General features: G+C 71.5%; 11 protein-coding genes and 1 pseudogene. 5 read left to right on the forward strand and 7 right to left on the reverse strand.

Annotated elements, in window-relative coordinates; all coding sequences use genetic code 11:
* Positions 1-29 precede the first annotated feature (29 nt).
* From ACIQM0_RS06130 to ligD, 4 genes and pseudogenes are all read right to left on the reverse strand, one after another.
* Positions 30-395: pseudogene (locus ACIQM0_RS06130) on the reverse strand (sensor histidine kinase); the annotation flags it as partial.
* Between the two features lie 364 nt (positions 396-759).
* Positions 760-1092 carry a zinc-ribbon domain-containing protein gene (locus ACIQM0_RS06135; protein WP_401283922.1) on the reverse strand — a complete coding sequence of 111 codons (333 nt, stop codon included), beginning with the start codon at positions 1090-1092 and terminating at the stop codon, positions 760-762.
* Positions 1089-3230: a HEAT repeat domain-containing protein gene (locus tag ACIQM0_RS06140; RefSeq protein ID WP_401283924.1), complete on the reverse strand. Its 2142-nt coding sequence runs from the start codon at positions 3228-3230 to the stop codon at positions 1089-1091. Before ACIQM0_RS06140 ends, ACIQM0_RS06135 begins: the two co-directional genes overlap by 4 nt.
* A gap of 152 nt (positions 3231-3382) precedes the next feature.
* Positions 3383-4279: a non-homologous end-joining DNA ligase gene (ligD, locus tag ACIQM0_RS06145; protein ID WP_401283926.1), complete on the reverse strand. Its 897-nt coding sequence runs from the start codon at positions 4277-4279 to the stop codon at positions 3383-3385.
* A gap of 80 nt (positions 4280-4359) precedes the next feature.
* Between ligD and ACIQM0_RS06150 the strand changes: the two genes are divergently transcribed.
* Entirely contained in the window at positions 4360-5442 is a 1083-nt protein-coding gene (locus ACIQM0_RS06150) for a Ku protein (RefSeq protein WP_401283928.1), read from the forward strand.
* A gap of 126 nt (positions 5443-5568) precedes the next feature.
* Here ACIQM0_RS06150 and ACIQM0_RS06155 read toward each other — a convergent pair whose 3' ends face one another.
* From ACIQM0_RS06155 to ACIQM0_RS06165, 3 genes are all read right to left on the reverse strand, one after another.
* Complete coding sequence (locus ACIQM0_RS06155; protein ID WP_401283930.1) at positions 5569-7479, reverse strand: protease pro-enzyme activation domain-containing protein; 1911 nt, start codon at positions 7477-7479, stop codon at positions 5569-5571.
* A 564-nt stretch (positions 7480-8043) separates the two neighbouring features.
* On the reverse strand, positions 8044-9588 hold the full coding sequence (locus tag ACIQM0_RS06160) for an MFS transporter (protein WP_401283932.1): 1545 nt from the start codon (positions 9586-9588) through the stop codon (positions 8044-8046).
* Complete coding sequence (locus ACIQM0_RS06165; protein WP_363028670.1) at positions 9588-9992, reverse strand: DUF3291 domain-containing protein; 405 nt, start codon at positions 9990-9992, stop codon at positions 9588-9590. The genes ACIQM0_RS06160 and ACIQM0_RS06165 overlap by 1 nt, the downstream gene beginning before the upstream one ends.
* A gap of 410 nt (positions 9993-10402) precedes the next feature.
* Here ACIQM0_RS06165 and ACIQM0_RS06170 point away from each other — a divergent pair, with 410 nt between their 5' ends.
* The 4 genes from ACIQM0_RS06170 to ACIQM0_RS06185 all read left to right on the forward strand — a co-directional run.
* On the forward strand, positions 10403-11695 hold the full coding sequence (locus ACIQM0_RS06170) for an NAD(P)/FAD-dependent oxidoreductase (RefSeq protein ID WP_401283934.1): 1293 nt from the start codon (positions 10403-10405) through the stop codon (positions 11693-11695).
* A gap of 10 nt (positions 11696-11705) precedes the next feature.
* Positions 11706-11972, forward strand: coding sequence for an acyl carrier protein (locus ACIQM0_RS06175; protein ID WP_363028674.1), 267 nt, complete (start codon positions 11706-11708; stop codon positions 11970-11972).
* Positions 11956-12843, forward strand: coding sequence for a thioesterase domain-containing protein (locus ACIQM0_RS06180; protein ID WP_401283937.1), 888 nt, complete (start codon positions 11956-11958; stop codon positions 12841-12843). The genes ACIQM0_RS06175 and ACIQM0_RS06180 overlap by 17 nt, the downstream gene beginning before the upstream one ends.
* A gap of 57 nt (positions 12844-12900) precedes the next feature.
* Positions 12901-16467: beta-ketoacyl synthase N-terminal-like domain-containing protein (locus ACIQM0_RS06185; protein ID WP_401283939.1), on the forward strand; the 3567-nt coding region annotated here is incomplete at its 3' end.

Below are 16467 nucleotides of genomic sequence, written 5' to 3' on the forward strand. Positions count from 1 at the left end.
GAGGTTCGTGGGGTTCCGGTGGGGGACCGTCAGGGCCGGTGGTCCGGCGGCGGATCCTCCTCGCGGCCTTCGTACTCCGGCAGCGTCAGCCGGGCCACCGCCCCGCCGTCCGGCGCGTTCTCGAAGACCAGCCTGGCGCCCATCACCCGCGCCTGCCCGGTGGCGATGGTCAGTCCGAGACCGTGCCCCCTGCTGCCGCCCTCGGTACGGAAGCGCTGCGGACCTCCCGCGGTCAGGTACTCGGGGAAGCCGTCGCCGTGATCGCGTACGGTCACCACCGGCCCGTCGACCGTCAGGACGACCGGCGGGCGGCCGTGCCGGTGCGCGTTGCTGATCAGGTTGCCGAGCACCCGCTCCAGCCGCCGCTTGTCCGTCTCGACGCGGACCCTCAGCCCCGCCCGCACCACCGCCACCGGGTCCAGCCGGCGCACGTCGCCGCCCGGAACCGTGATGCCGGGGATGTGCGCGGTCTCGCCCTCGCCGTAGTCGTACGGAGCGGCGGAGGCGGGCGGCAGCTCCGGCCAGAGGCGGGCCGGACCGATGGCGGCCGGGGCCGGTCCGGTGCTCTTCAGCCCGCCACCGGTGCCGCATCCGGCCAGCAGGGCGGCGCCGGCCAGCAGGGCCGCCGCGCGCGGCACCCCCCGGTGCTGCGGACGCATGGCTTTCTCCGTTCCCGAGGTCCGTCGAGCCGGCGGGCGCGGGCTCACGCACGGCCCCGGCTGCGTAGACCTTATTCGGAAGGAAGTCTCCTATGCGTATTTAGTGCTGATACGGGTTCTGGCCCTGGCCCTGTCCCTGCGCACCCGGGGCGAAGCCCTGCTGCTGCGCCTGCCCGAACGGGTTGCCGTCCTGCGACGCCAGGTGCTGGGCCAGCAGCTGCTCGGCCTGCTCCTTGGGTATCTTCTGCTCACCACCGCAGAACGTGCACTGGGTGGCGTACTTCGTCGAGAAGGGGAACAGCGGCACGAAGAACAGCGTGAACTTCGTGACCCGCTTGCGCAGGGTGTGCGCGGACGGATTCCCGCACCAGCCGCAGACCATCGTCATGACGGCCAGTTGGTAGAGATAGCCTCGCGTACCGAAAATGATCATGTTGTGGGTCCCTTCCCCGAATTACCCATGAGCGCCCGGCGGCAGAGCGCCAGCAGCTTCTCGTCCTCGTATGTGTCATGGCTGCCGTAGCCGCCGTCCATCGCGTTGTGGCGGCGTACGGAGGCGAGCTCGGCGCGCAGCACGTGCACCGCGTCCGACCCCGCGCCGGCGGCCCCCATCCGCGCCAGGCATCCGGCCACCCGGACCCTGACGTGGCGGTTCTGCTCCCAGGCCGCCAGGAGTACCGGAACGGACTCCCTGGCCCGCCCGGAAACCTCCCACAGAGCGATCGCCGCGTCCACCCGCAGCCACAGCTCCTCGTGCCCCAGCAGCGCCCGCAGCCGCGGCGCGGTCACCTCTGCCCGCGCACCGAGCCGCCCCAGCGCGCTCGCCGCCGACCGCCGCTCGTGCGCGTGCTCCGCCTGAAGCCCCTCGATCAGCACCGGCAGCACGGCGTCGGCGTCCCCGCCGACCGCCCAGAGCGCCTCGGCGGCCTCCGTGGCCGCCGCGGTGCCGGGACGCCGGATCAGCGCCCGCAGCTCCGGCACGGCACAGCGCGCCGCGGGCCCGAACGAGCCGAGCGCCCGCAGCGCCGCCGTGCGCAGCCACTCACCGCGGTACTCCGGAGCCCCGCGCAGCACCCGCAGCACCTCCGGCGCGGCCTCGCCCGCCCGCAGCGCGGTCAGCCCGGCCAGCAGCGGGCTCGCCCGGTCGTACGCGCCCTCGTCGAGGCCCACCTCGCCGAGCCTGCGCCGCAGCGCACCGGCCAGCGGACGGGCCGCCGACCCCAGATAGCCGATGGCGAACCCCACGTCGTGCGGCACCTCGGGCCGCTCCAGCGCCGCGGCCAGCGCGGGCACGGCGCGGGCGTCGCCCAGCCGGGACAGCGCCTTCACCGCGCTGCCGAGCCCCGGCGGCCCGCTCGCCCACTCCTTCACCCAGGCCCCGGGCTCCGCCGCGACCCGGGCCGCCAGCGCGTCCGCGGCCGGTGCGGCCAGGCCGAACAGCTCCTCCAGGACGTGCGAGGCGGCCTCGGCCAGCCTCGGCTCCGCCGCGCCGAGCTGCTCGCCGACCAGCCGCACCAGCTCCCCGTAGGAACCGCGCCAGGCCCGGATCAGCCCGCTGCTCATCCGGACCGCGTCGATGCGCTGCCAGCGGTCGGGGCTGCACAGCTGATCGGTCAGCAGCGCCGTCCGCTCGGCGACCCGGTCATCGAGACCGACGTGCAGGGTCCGCAGCAGATCGGCCGTCCAGGGCGCCGCGCGACCCGCGCTCTCCTCGGCCGACAGCGCCCGCAACTGCCCCACCAGGGTCGCCGGCGCGGCCCGCTCCTCGACCCCGGCCGGCTCCGGCTCGCTGTGCGCCTCGGCCGCCCGCGGCGGCCCCGGCTCCGCGGCCGCGGCCACCGGCGAGGAGCGCAGCTGCCGCAGCAGCCCCGCCACCACCCGCACCACGTCGCCGGGCAGCGCCTGCGGTGCGCACCGCGCCAGCTGGGCCAGCGCCGCCAGCCGCAGCCCCGGCGGATACGCCTCCGCGGCCAGCCGGCTCAGCCAGTCCGCGATCTGGTCGGTCAGCTGACGGTGGCGCAGCGCCACCCGCCCCGCCGCCTCGACCAGCGCGAGCCGCACCTCCTCGTCCGGCTCCACCGCCAGCCGGTCCCGCAGCAGCGTCAGGACCCGCGCGGGGTGGCCGTGCAGGGTGGCCAGCGCCAGCGGGGCGGAGACCCGCACTCCCGGGTCGTCGTCTGCCATCAGCGCGAAGAACACCCCGGCGCCCGCCGTGACGGCCGCCGCCGCCATCGCGTAGTTCGCCGCGCCCTCGATCTCGTCCTCGTCTATCTCGTCCTCGTCGTCCTCGTCGAGGTCGATGCCGCCGATGCTGGTGAGCAGCTCGACGATGCCGCCGCGGTCCGGGACCGCCGGATCCACGACGAGCTCGAAGAGGAAGGGAATGCAGGCGAGGGTGCACGCGTAGACGTCCCCCTGGTGGTGCACGGCCCCGTACATCCCGTCCAGCGCTCCCTCGCGCTCCGCCGGATCGGCGGAAGCGAGGCCCTGGAGCAGGCCGGGCACATCATCGGCAGGCCCGTAGGCATGCTCCATCGAGGCCCAGTCGACCTCGTCGATCCCCGCGAACACGTCATCGCCTCCCCACGCGTCACCACGAAGCAGTGTCTGCGCAGAGTGTGCACCACCGCTCCGACAATCCACCCGCCACATGCGGCCTTTTGCCTTTGGGCATGACAACAAAGGCGGCGGTGCGGTATGCCCCGGGCAGGACGGCCCGGGTGCTACGCCGTGTCCGGAATCGGCCGTCCCCGGCCCGGCTCGTTGAGCGGTCCGAGCAGATCCCCGTACCGCCCCAGCCGGGCCGCCATGTCACCGGCGAGGAAGACCAGCTCCCCGGGGCTGCGGCACTCCTCGATCTCCGCCCAGGTGACCGGCGCGGAGACGGTGGGTTCGGACCTCGCGCGCAGGGTGTAGGGAGTGGCGGTCGTCTTCGCCGCGGCGTTCTGGCTGAAATCGACCAGCACCTTCCCGGGCCGCAGCGCCCGCTTCATCCGGTGCACGACCAGATCCGGAAGCTCCAGCTCCGCCTGAACGGCCAGCCCCTTCGCGTACGCCGACACCCGGGCGGACGCCGTGGGCTCCAGCGGGACGAGCAGGTGCAGCCCCTTGGACCCGGAGGTCTTCCCGAACGCCTCCAGACCGTCCGCGGCCAGCCGCTCCCGCAGCCAGCGGGCGACCTCGCAGCACTCCACGACGCTCGCGGGCTCCCCGGGGTCCAGGTCGAACACCAGCCGGTCGGCCACTCCCGGCGTTCCGGCCCGCCACTGCGGGGTGTGGAACTCCACCACCAGGTTGGCCGCCCACATCAGCGAGGCGAGATCCGCCACGACGATCTGCCGGGCCCCCTCGTTCTCGTGGTGCGGCACCGGGGCGGTCCGTACCCAGGACGGCGTACCGGGGGGCGGATTCTTGGCGAAGAAGCGCTGCCCGTCCGGACCGTCCGGATAGCGCAGGAACGACACGGGCCGCTCCCGCAGGTGCGCCAGCAGCGCGTCGGCGGCCGTGGCCGCGTAGTAGTGCAGCACCTCGCCCTTGGTGGTGCCGGTGGCCGGATACAGCACCTTGTCCAGATTGCTGAGCGTCAGCCGCCGCCCCTCCACCTCTGTGATCGGCGTCATACGATAAGAATCACACGTAAAACGGATCTCTACTGATCGTTACTGATCTATACGGATGTTTCGGATGTAAGGGGTGACCGGTGAGGTCCATATGGAACGGCGCCATTTCCTTCGGGCTGGTCAGCATCCCGGTCAAGCTGGTCAACGCCACCGAGAACCACTCGGTCTCCTTCCGGCAGATCCACCTCACCGACGGCGGCCGGGTCCGCTACCGCAAGGTGTGCGAGCTGGACGGGGAGGAGGTGCCCGCGGCCGAGATCGGCAAGGCCTACGAGGACGCCGACGGCTCGATGATCCCGATCACCGACGAGGACCTCGGCTCGCTGCCGCTGCCGACGGCCAAGACGATCGAGATCGTCGCCTTCGTGCCGGCCGATTCGATTGACCCGCTCCAGATGGACGCGGCCTACTACCTCTCCGCCAACGGGGTCCCGGCCGCCAAGCCGTACACCCTGCTGCGCGAGGCGCTGAAGCGGAGCCGGAAGGTCGCCGTCGCGAAGTACGCGCTGCGCGGGCGCGAGCGCCTCGGGATGCTGCGGGTCGTCGATGACGTGATCGCGATGCACGGCCTGCTCTGGCCGGACGAGATCCGCGCCCCCGAAGGGGTCGCACCGGATGCCGGCGTGAAGGTGCGCGACGCCGAACTGGACCTGGCCGACGCCCTGATGGCCACCCTCGGTGAGGTCGACATGGACGCGCTGCGCGACGACTACCGGGAGGCGGTCGAGGAGCTCGTCGCCGCCAAGATCTCCGGTGAGGTGCCGCGGCGGGCGGAGCCGGAGGACTCCGGCGCCAAGGTGCTCGACCTGGTCGCGGCCCTGGAGAGCAGCGTCCGCGCCGCGAAGGAGGCCCGCGCCGGCGGGGCGGAGGGGGACGGCGGGGACGCGCCGGTCGCGAAGGTCACCTCGATGGCCGACCACAAGGGCGGCCGGTCCGGCTCCTCGGCCTCCGGCGCGAAGAAGTCCACGGCGGGGCCGGGGAGGACCACGGCCAAGAAGACTTCAGCGAGCAGGTCCACGGCCAAGAAGTCCGCAGCGAAGAAGTCCGCAGCGAAGAAGTCCGCAGCGAAGAAGACCACGGCGAAGAGGTCCGCGGCCAAGAAGACCACGGCGAGGAAGCGGAGCGGCACGAAGAGCACCCCGCGCAAACGCACCTCCGCCTGAGCACCGCTCCCGCCCCTGCCCCCGTCCCCGGGCCCGGCGGAACGGCCGACCGGCCGCCCCGGGGCTCGCGCCCCGGGGCGGCCGGTCGGTCCGCTCCCGCGTACTGCCGCGTCACCGGTCCGAGGATCAGTGCCTGCGGTAGGAGCTCACGTATCCGGGGGCCGGGGTGCCGACACCCGTCACGTCGTCGTAGCCCCGCACCGCCGACAGCGAGGCGTCCTTGCCCAGGCTCCGCACCGAGGTCCGCAGACCGTCCGCCGCGTCGTACCCGTTGGCGAAGTCCACCCGGGCGACGGCCAGGTCATGGCCCTTGCCCAGCGGGTGGTCCGTCACGTCGTGGTACACCTTCGACTGGTAGCGGGCGTAGATCGCCGGGTTGGCGAAACCGATGGGCCGGCCGTGCTGCGCCTGCTGCGCCAGGGCCTGGACACCGGCGATGACCGGCGCCGCCAGCGACGTGCCGCCGATGCGGTACTCGTCGTAGCCCAGCGATCCGTCGGGCATCGTCTGGGTCTGGCCGACCAGGAAGCCGGTGTTCGGGTCCGCCACGGCCGCGAGGTCGGGGGCCGTGCGCATCCGGGTCTTCCCGTTCGCCTTCGCCAGCGAGTCCGGCACGATGCCGCGCTGGTAGAACGGCTGCTTCACGGTCGAGCTGGTGCCGCCGCCCGCGCCCGAGGTGTACGCGCCGGGGAAGCCGGTCCAGCTCTTGCCGTCCGCCGCCAGGGGAGCGTTCGTGGTCCCCCAGCCGGTCTCCCACTTGTAGGTGTCGTGCTTGCCGACGGCCAGCGACGTACCGCCGACCGAGGTCACCCAGGCGGAGTTCGACGGGACGTCGATCTGCTTGGTGCCGGTGGACGCGACGTTGTCGCCGTCGTCACCGGAGGAGAAGTAGAAGCCGATGCCCTCGATCGCGCCCATCTTGAACACCTGGTCGTAGGCGAGCGCCAGATCAGGGGTCTGGTTCGCCTCGACGTCGCCCCACGAGTTGGAGACGATGTCCGCGAGCCGGTGGTCGACGACCTTGTTCAGTGAGTCCAGCAGGTCGTCGTCGTAGCAGGACGCGCCGCCCACGTACACGATGTCCGCGGCGGGCGCGACGGCGTGCACGGCCTCGACGTCGAGGGTCTCCTCGCCGTACCAGCCGGAGGCCCCGCACTCCTCGGTCTTCGTGTAGTCGTCCGGCAGCACCTGGCTGAGCTGCCCGCGCCTGTACCGTGCGTCGCCGTTGCGCTTGGCGTACTCGGCGGCGTCCTGGGCGATGGTGGGGGAGGCGTACGCGTCGGTGATGGCGACGGTCACGCCCTTGCCGGTGTAGTCCCCGGCCCCGTACGCGGCGCGCAGCTGCTTGCCGGTGTAGCCCTTGACCGCGTACGGCACCTTGGAGCCGTAGGCGCTCGGCAGGGTGGAGGCGGTCTTCGAGCCGAAGTACGAGGAGGTCGGGCCGGAGTTGCGGAACACCGCGTCCGGCGGCGGCAGCACCTCGTCGTGGCTGGACTTGTGCGGGGCGTTGTCCAGGCCGGAGACGGCGAGCACGTCGCCGCTCAGCGCGGCCGGCACCGATGCGGTGGAGGCCGGGGCGCGGTAGGTGTGGCTGCCCTTGCGGTAGTCGCGCAGCTGGGTGCTGAACGCCTTCTCGGTCCTGGCCACTTCACCGGTCGCCGACACGTAGTGCTGGTTGGCGCCGGTGACGGTCAGCCCGGCGGACTTCAGCCACTGGCTGACCCGGTCGATCTGCTGCTGGGTGGCCCCGAACCGCGCCTGCGCCTGCGCGGCGCTCAGGTACTTCCCGTACGACGGCGACCGCGGGTCGGAGACGGCGGCCGCGTAGGCGGCCAGCCCCTTCGCGTCCCGTCCGGTGAGGTGGACCCGGACGGCGACCTTTCCGCTGTCGGACGTGGCCCCCCGGTCGGCCGTGGCGGTGGCCCAGGCCGGCTTGGTGCCCTGGAGCGCGCCCCGGCCGACTGGTGCGGAGTCGGCGCTTGCGTTGGGTATCCCGAGGGCGAGCGCACCGGCGAGCAGTGGCAGTGTCACTGCCATGCTCAGTCCGGCGCGTCGTCCGGCGCGGCTGATTCTCAAAGTAACCCCCTGCGATGTGGGTCTCGCGTGCGGAGCATGTGCCGAATGATGTGCACATGTAATCCGCCACTCTGGCGAGGAACACCTCATGTATGGGGCATGCGTTTCCCAAGAATCGGCCAAGTGGACGCGCGTAGAGGTCGGTTCGCACCGAATCGCCGGGGATCGGAAGTCCCGCCCGAAGGCTCCCGGTAGATCCGGGAAGCTCCGGACGGGCAGCTGGACGGCTGGACGGCTGGACGGCTGGTCGGAAGCTCCGAGTGACCGGACGGCTGGACCGGCTGACGGTCTGCCGGACTCCTGGGCTGTCAGAGGCCGGCGCGGAGCCCGAAATCCTCGTGCTCCGCTCCCGCTTTCCCTCGCCTCGCCCGAACCATTCCCTTTCCGTTCCCGGTCGTGGGCGGCGAGTGAAATGAAATCGGCTCCGTGGAGAACCGTGAATCCTTTCCCGAGGATTTCCGGCCGCCAGGGAAATCCCTGATTCACGGTCAGAAGGATCGGACGGAATCGGACGGAATCACTCGTTCAGGCGGAAGGCGTTTTACGGGCGAGGAATACGGCAGCCAACAGGGCGGCCGCGAACGATACGCCGGCCACCACCCACAGGCCGGTGTGAATACCGGCGGTGAATCCCGAGGCGATGGCATCGGTCACCCCGGGCGGCGAGGGACGGCCGCTGCCGCTGCTGCCGCTGCGGGCCACGTCCACCACGGCCGTGGCGATCTGCGGCGGGACGTGGTTGTCCGCCAGCGTCCGCGGCAGCGCCCCGACGAAGCGGACGGCCAGCACGGCACCCAGCACCGCCGTCGCCAGCACCGAACCGACCTGCCGGAACGCGGTGACGGCGTTCGACGCGGAACCCATCTGGGCGGGCTGGACCACCGCGAACGCGGCCGCGGTCGACGGGGCGACCACGAACCCGCTGCCCAGGCCCACCAGCGCCAGGCCCACGGCCGTGACCAGGTACGAGCTGTCCGGCTCCTGACGGATCAGCAGCACCGCCGCGACCGACGCGATCAGCGAACCGGCGGCCAGCAGCCGGCCGGGACCGATCTTCCCGGAGACCTTCTGGGCCACCAGCGTCGACAGCACGAAGAAGACCATGGCGGGCAGCAGCCGGACCCCCGTGCTCAGCGCGGAGACGTTCTGGACGCGCTGGAGGAAGAGCACCTCCAGGAAGACCACGCCGACGAACGTGAACAGCGCGGAAGCCGCCACCAGCAGCGTCGCCGACACCCGGATCGAGCCCATCATCCGTACGTCCAGCATCGGCACGGCCACCTGCCGCTCCACCCGTACCAGGGCGAACAGCGAGACGGCGGCGACCACCAGCGAGGTCAGCACGACCGGGTCGTCGTAGCCGGCCCGGCCGCCCGTCGCGATCCCGTACACCAGGGTCCCGAGACCCAGCACCGAGAGGAACTGGCCACGCAGGTCGAGCGGCCTGTCCGGCACCTTGGACTCGGAGACCGCGTACAGCGTCACCGCCACCGTGACCACGGCGACCGGGGTGTTGACCAGGTAGACCGCCTGCCAGGCGAAGGCGTCCAGCAACGCCCCGCCCAGCAGCGGGCCGACGGCCAGACCGATGCCGGAGACCGACACCCACACCGTGATGTACCGCAGCATGCGCGGCAGATCGACGAAGAACGTGGTGGTGATGATGGCCAGTGAGGTCGGCAGTACCAGCGCGCCGCCGATCCCGCTGACGGCCCGGCCCACGAGCACCTGGGGGAAGGTGCCCGCCGTCGCCACGACCAGCGAGCCGACCGCGAGTGTGACCACGCCGATGACGAACACCCGACGCCGTCCGTACCGTTCGCCCAGGGCCCCGCCCGACAGCACGCACGCCGCCACGACCAGGGTGTACGTGCTGGACACCCAGCTCAGGTCCGCCGGGGCGATGTTCATGTCGACCTGAAGGGCGCGCAGCGTCGAGATCGCCGACGTCACCTCGATGAACGACATGAACAGACCGAGGCACGCGGCGGTCAGGATCAGCTTGCCGTGCGGGATGACCGGCTTCGCGGGCGCGGCGGCGGCGGCCGTCGTCTCCGTTTCCGCGCTCATCACTTGCCCCGCTTCTCGGCGATGCGCAGCGCGGCGTCGTCCCACGACAGCGGGAGCTCGCTCCGGGCGGCACCGTAGAAGACGAACGTCGAGCGGTCCATCGTCGGCCGCAGCTTCGCGACCACCTTCGCGTGCGGGTCGCTGCGGGAGAAGGTCTCCAGCGACTCCTGGTCCTGCCACGCGGACAGGGTCCAGAACGTCTTCTTGAACGGTTCGGCGCGCAGCGACGCGCCGATGGTGCCGGGCGCGGAACGGACCTGCTTCCACACCACCAGCGACAGCAGGAAGAACCGCGGCACGCTGAGCAGCGACTTGACCTCGAACTTCGACGCCATGACCACGGCCTCGCCGGAGTCGGGGGACTCGGTGGCAGCGGCCCCGGGCATCCAGGGAATGGTGGGCATGGGGGAAATCTCCTCTTCGGCATGGGGCGCGTGATCACAGCAGGGAATACCCGCTACCCACCAGAGACACGCGCGACGGCGATCCGGACATGTGGTGGTGCACAACCGCTCCGGAGTGGCGGGGTTGGCCTGTTCGTGCCCCTGGTGTCCGGTACCGGTTGATCCGGACACCGCCTTTGCGGGTCATCGATGAATTCGATGGAACGCGCATGTTCGGCGATGCGGTGTTTGACCCTCCGGCGTGGCTCGAATTACTTTCCTTGCACGTCGCAGCCCGCCGGCTCGATCGGAGCGGTGAACCAACGACCGAATGCCTGAAGAGGGTTCGCCCTCAGCGCTCCAGCGGCCGTCGCACCACAGCGACTCCTTCCCTTTCCGGAGAACTGCCCGAACCCGAGGGGCCACCCTTCATGACAACTCGTGTCGCCGTGATCGGAGCCGGTATATCCGGCCTTTCCGCCGCCTACCATCTGCCGGACGATGTCGATGTCACCGTGTACGAGAAGGAGAACCGGCCCGGTGGGCACGCCCTGACCGTGGAGGTCGAGGAGGACGGCGCCACCATCGGGATCGACACCGCCTTCGTGGTCTTCAACTCCCGTACGTACCCCCAGCTGACCTCCTTCTTCCAGGAGGTGGGGGCCACCGCGCTGGACCACACCGGCGGCTTCGACTTCTTCGACCTCGACCGGGGACTCGACTACGGCACCGCCGAGTTCGAGCTCGCAGAGGAGGAGATCGCCCGGCGCTACCCGGCCGATTTCATGCCCCTGTGGCGGGACGCGGAACGCTTCCACAAGGAGGCGCCCCGCGACTTCCTGCGCAAGCGCACCGACATGGCACTCGGCGAGTACCTGGACCGGGGCGGCTACTCCGACGCCTTCAAGTACGGATACGTCGTGCTCCTCGCCACCGCCGTCTGGTCGGTGCCCGCCGAACTGATCTGGGAAATGCCGGCCACCACCGTCATCGCCTTCTTCATGTCGCACGACCCCGGCGGCCTCGGCGGCCGCTCCGTCGCCTGGAAGACCGTCTCCGGCGGCAGCATCGAGTACGTGCGCCGCGTCGTCGGAGCCCTCAACGGCACGGTGCGCACCTCCAGCCCCGTCACCCGCATCCGCGAGGAGGACGGCGAGAACGCCGGAGTCGTCGTCACCACGGCCGACGGCGAGGAGCGCTACGACTACGCGGTCGTCGCCTCGCACGCCGACCAGACACTGGCCCTCCTGGACAGCCCCACCCCGCTCCAGGCCGACATCCTGGGCAAGGTCCGCTACAGCTCCACCAAGGCGGTACTGCACACCGACCCCTCCAGCATGCCGCCGGACCGCTCCCGCTGGCAGAGCTGGAACTACGGGCTCAAGACCGTCGACGGCACCCCGCGCACCTGGGTCGCGTACTACATGAACTCCCTCCAGGGCTTCACCGCCCGGAAGGACTACTTCGTGACCCTCGACTCACCGATCGTCCCGCGCGAGGAGACGGTCATCCGCGAGCTCCCCTTCACCCACCCGATCATCGACCTCGACGTGCGCTCCATGCAGCGCACCATCTACGCGGTCAACGACACGGGGCGGGTCAAGCTCGCCGGATCGTACTTCCACTCCCCGAAGATCGGCCACGACCTGATCGGCTCGCACGAAGCCGGATACGTCTCGGGGCTCAAGGCCGCCGAGTCCATTGCCCGCGACATCAAGAAGTGAGGGAACTCCCATGCAGCGTGTCACCGCTCTGGAAGCACAGGCCTGGCTGGTCGAGAAGCTCGCCGTCCGGCTCGGTGTGGAGAAGGACCTGGTCGACGTCGAGCGCTACTTCGACGAATTCGACCTCGACTCCACCGAGGCACTGATTCTCGCCGGCGAACTGGAGAAGTGGCTCGGCTTCGAACTGGAGGCGACGGCGCTCTGGTACCACCCGACCATCGCCGCCCTGTCCGAGCACATAGCCGAGGAGAACGCCCGCCATGCCGAAGCGGCCTGACCCCTCCGCCGGCCGCCCGGTACTGACCCCGCTGACCTCCCCGGACACCGGGGCGGCCCGCCGGCTCTACGCCGTCCACCCGGGGGCGCTGGCGCCCGCCGCCTGGCAGCCGTTCGCCGAGCGGCTGCCGGCGGACACCGCACTGTCCCTGCTCGACCTGGGCAACATCCCGGCCTTCTTCACGGCGGCCTTCGACCCCCGGGCCGAACCCGCCACCGTGCCCGAACTGGCCGGCCGCTGCCTCGCCGAGATCGACGCGTCGGCACCCGGCGACACGCCGTTCTCGCTGGTCGGCTGGTCCTTCGGCGGCGTGGTGGCCTTCGAGATCGCCGCCCGGCTCGAAGCCGAGGGCCGCGCCGGGCAGCTGGACGAGCTCGTCCTGCTCGACAGCATCGCACCGGTCCCCGCCTTCAAACGCACCGACGAGGTGCTGGAACCCCGGATGCTGCTCGACTGGTTCGCGATGTACCTCGGCGCCAAACGGGACCGCCCGTTCACCGTGAGCGTGCCTCCGGTCGCGGCGGCCGAGGACGGACTGCCCGCCGTACTGGCGGCGGCCACCGCCCAGGGCCTGCTGCCCGCCGACACCGAACTCGCCGGACTGCGGAAGCTGTACACCGCCTACCACGGTGGTCTGACCCGCAACAACCGCTGCACCGCCCCGTACGAACCGGCCGCGCTGGACCGGTCGATCACCCTCGTCAAGCCCGAACGGTCGCTGCTCCCTGACAGCGGCGACCTCGGCTGGAGCCAGCTCAGCAACCGCCCCGTACGACGGCTGGCGGTCGCGGGCGATCACTACACGATGCTCCAGGACCCGCGTACCGCAGCCGCGCTGTCCGGACGGCCGGCCGATTCCGCCGTCGCCTGACCGACCACCGCACCAGCGCTGCCCCGCCACCCGGCGCATCTGACCGAGAGGACCGTCGTGCACTACTCACGTCTGGCCGAAACCCCCATCGCCATCGTCGGGCTGGCCGGCCTGTTCCCCAAGTCCCGTAACGTGCGCGAGTTCTGGCGCAACATCGTGGACGGGAACGACTGCATCGAGGACGTTCCGTCCAGCCACTGGAACACCGACGACTACTACGACCCTGACCCCACCGCCGAGGACAAGACCTACGCCCGCCGCGGTGGCTTCCTCCCGGAGACCCCGTTCAACCCCATGGAGTTCGGCCTGCCGCCGAACACCCTGGAGGTCACGGACATCCTCCAGCTGCTCTCCCTGACCGTCGCCCGCGATGTGCTGCGCGACGCCGGGACCGAGGGCTCGGGCTGGTACGACCCCTCGCGCACCGGTGTCATCCTCGGCGTGACCGGGGCCAACTCCCTCACGCAGCCGCTCTCCGCGCGCCTCCAGACCCCGGTGATCAAGGAGGTCGTGCGCAGCGTCGGACTGAGCGAGGCCGACGCGGACGAGATCGCGCGCCGCTTCAAGAAGGCGTACATCCCCTGGGAGGAGAACTCCTTCCCCGGGATGCTCGGCAACGTCGTCGCCGGACGCATCGCCAACCGCTTCGACCTCGGCGGCACCAACTGCACCGTCGACGCCGCGTGCGCCAGCTCCCTCGCCGCGACCAAGCTCGCCGTCAGCGAGCTCATCGAGGGCCGCGCCGACCTCATGCTCACCGGCGGCTGCGACGCCGAGAACACCATCCTCATGTACATGTGCTTCAGCAAGACCCCGGCGTTCTCGAAGAGCCAGGTCATCCGGCCCTTCGACGCCTCGGCGGACGGCACCCTGATCGGCGAGGGCATCGGCATGCTCGCCCTCAAGCGGCTCGCCGACGCGGAGCGCGACGGCGACCGCATCTACTCCGTACTGCGGGGCATCGGAACCTCCAGCGACGGCCGCTTCAAGAGCATCTACGCCCCCCGCGCCGAAGGACAGCAGCTCGCGCTGCGCCGCGCGTACGAGGACGCGGCCCTGCCCGTCGGCGCCATCGAGCTGTTCGAGGCCCACGGCACCGGCACCGCGGTCGGCGACCACACCGAGCTGTCCGCGCTCGGCTCCTTCGTCACCGGTGACCAGGCGGAGGACGCCCCCGCGGACCTGGGCTACGCGGCCGTCGGCAGCGTGAAGTCGCAGATCGGCCACACCAAGGCCGCCGCCGGCGCGGCCGGCCTGATCAAGCTGTCCCTCGCCCTGCACCAGAAGGTCCTGCCGCCCACCATCAACGTCGACAAGCCCAGCGAGGCCGTCGACCCGGCGAGCACCCCCTTCTACGTGAGCTCCGAGGCCCGCCCCTGGGTCCTCGACCCGGCCCGCGACCGGCGCCGCGCCGCCGTCTCCTCGTTCGGCTTCGGCGGCACCAACTTCCACATGGTGCTGGAGGAGCACGACGTCGCGGAGGCGCCCAAGGTGCTCGGCCCGACCGCCCGCACCGGCATCTGGCACGCCGCCGATCCCGAGGCCCTCGCCCGCTCCCTGGAGCGCGGCACCGCGGCCGACCCGGTCGGCTGGGTCCCGGCGGGCGACGCGCGCGTCGGCATCGTGGCCCGCGACGACGAGGAGTTCGAGGAACTGCGCACCGTCGCCGTGGGGCTGCTGCGCGCCAAGCCGGACGCCACATCCTGGCAGCACCCCAAGGGCATCACCTACCGCCGCGCCGCCCTGCCCCAGGGCGCGAAGACGGCCGCCGTCTTCGCCGGCCAGGGCAGCCAGTACGTCGGCATGGGCCGCCGCGCCGCCCTGACCCTCCCCTCGGTGCTCGCGGCCTATGACAAGGCCAACCAGCTCACCGGCGGCGCCGAGACCCTCGGCAGGACCGTCTTCCCGCCGCCCGCGTTCACCGACGAGGTGCGCAAGGAGCAGGAGGAGCGGCTGCGCCGCACGGAGTTCGCGCAGCCCGCGATCGGCGCGCTGTCGGCGGGCCAGTTCGCGTGGTTCAAGAAGCTCGGCTTCACCCCCGACGGCACGATCGGCCACTCCTTCGGTGAACTCACCGCCCTCTGGGCGGCGGGCGCGCTGGACGACGACCGGTTCGCCGAGCTCGCCCGCGCCCGCGGCCTCGCCATGGCCCCGCCCGCCGGCGCGACCGGCTTCGACCCGGGCGCGATGGCCGCGGTCCGTGCCGAACAGTCCGCCGTCCAGGCGCTCGTCGCCGGGTACCGCGACGTGAGCGTCTGCAACATCAACGCCCCCGGCCAGATCGTCGTCGGCGGCCCCACCGCCGAGATCGACCGCCTGGTGGCGGACGCCTCGGGCCGCGGTGTCCACGCCAAGCGCCTCCCGGTCTCCGCCGCGTTCCACACGCGCTTCGTCGCCCACGCCGCGGACGCCTTCCGCGAGGCCGTCGAGCGCGTCGGACTCGGAACCCCGGCCGTCCCCGTGTACGCCAACACCGCGGGCGCGACATACGGCACCGACCAGGCCGCCAACGGCCGCACCCTCGTCGACCAGCTCCTCCAGCCCGTCGACTTCGCCGCCCGCATCGAGCAGATGTACGCCGACGGGTACCGCGTCTTCGTCGAGTTCGGGCCCAAGCGGGTGCTGTCGGACCTCATCGGCCGCATCCTGGAGGGCCGGGACGACGTCGTGTCGCTCGCGGTCGACGGCGGCCCCGCCAAGGACAGCGAGGTGGCCCTCAAGCGGGCGGTCGTCGAGCTCGCCGTGCTCGGCCTGCCGGTCACGGGCATCGACGACCACACGGAGCCGGAGCTGGTCGTGCCGGTCCGCAAGGGCCTGACGATTCCGCTGCGCGGCATCAACTATGTGACGGACGCGCGCCGTTCGGCGTACGAGGAAGCCCTGGCGGAGCCCACGGTGACACAGCCGGCCGCGGCTCCGGTCCCGGTCCCGGTCCCGGCAGCGGCTCCGGCCGCCGTCGCCCCCGCCGATGCCGAGCTGAGCGATGTCGTGCGGGAGGGGCTCGGCCTTCAGGCGGAGATCCTCGACGCGCACGTCACGACGATCCAGCAGGCGGTCCAGTCCCTGGAGGACTCGGTCCGCTCCGGCGCCCACCCCGACACCGACGCCGCCCTGCGCCTGATCCAGGAGCACGGCACGTCCATCGCCTCAAGCCATGAGCGCGCCACCCGGCTGCTGATCGACGCCCTGCGAGGCACGGAGGAGACCCCGGCGGAGGCTGTCCCGGCTCCGGTGGCGGTGGCTCCGGCGGCTCCGGTCGCGCCGGTGGTTCCGGTCGCTCCCGTGGCTCCAGTTGCTCCGGTGGAGGTTGCTCCGGTTGTGGTCGAGGAGCCTGTCGCTCCTGCTGCTGCTGTTGACGGTGCGGTGTTGGAAGCTCTGCTGGGTGTGGTGGCGGAGAAGACGGGTTATCCGGCGGAGATGCTGGAGCCGGGTATGGATCTTGAGGCGGATCTGGGGATCGATTCGATCAAGCGGGTTCAGATCCTGGGTGCGTTGCAGGAGCGGTTCCCGGTGTCGGGTGATGTCGATCCGGAGCGGTTGGGTGAGCTGCGTACGCTCGATGACGTGGCGGGCTTCCTGAGCTCGGCGTCTGCACCGGCTGCTGCCGCTTCTGCCCCTGCTCCG

Origin of the sequence: Streptomyces sp. NPDC091387, from assembly GCF_044756945.1 — a bacterium.
Classification (GTDB): Bacteria; Actinomycetota; Actinomycetes; order Streptomycetales; family Streptomycetaceae; genus Streptomyces.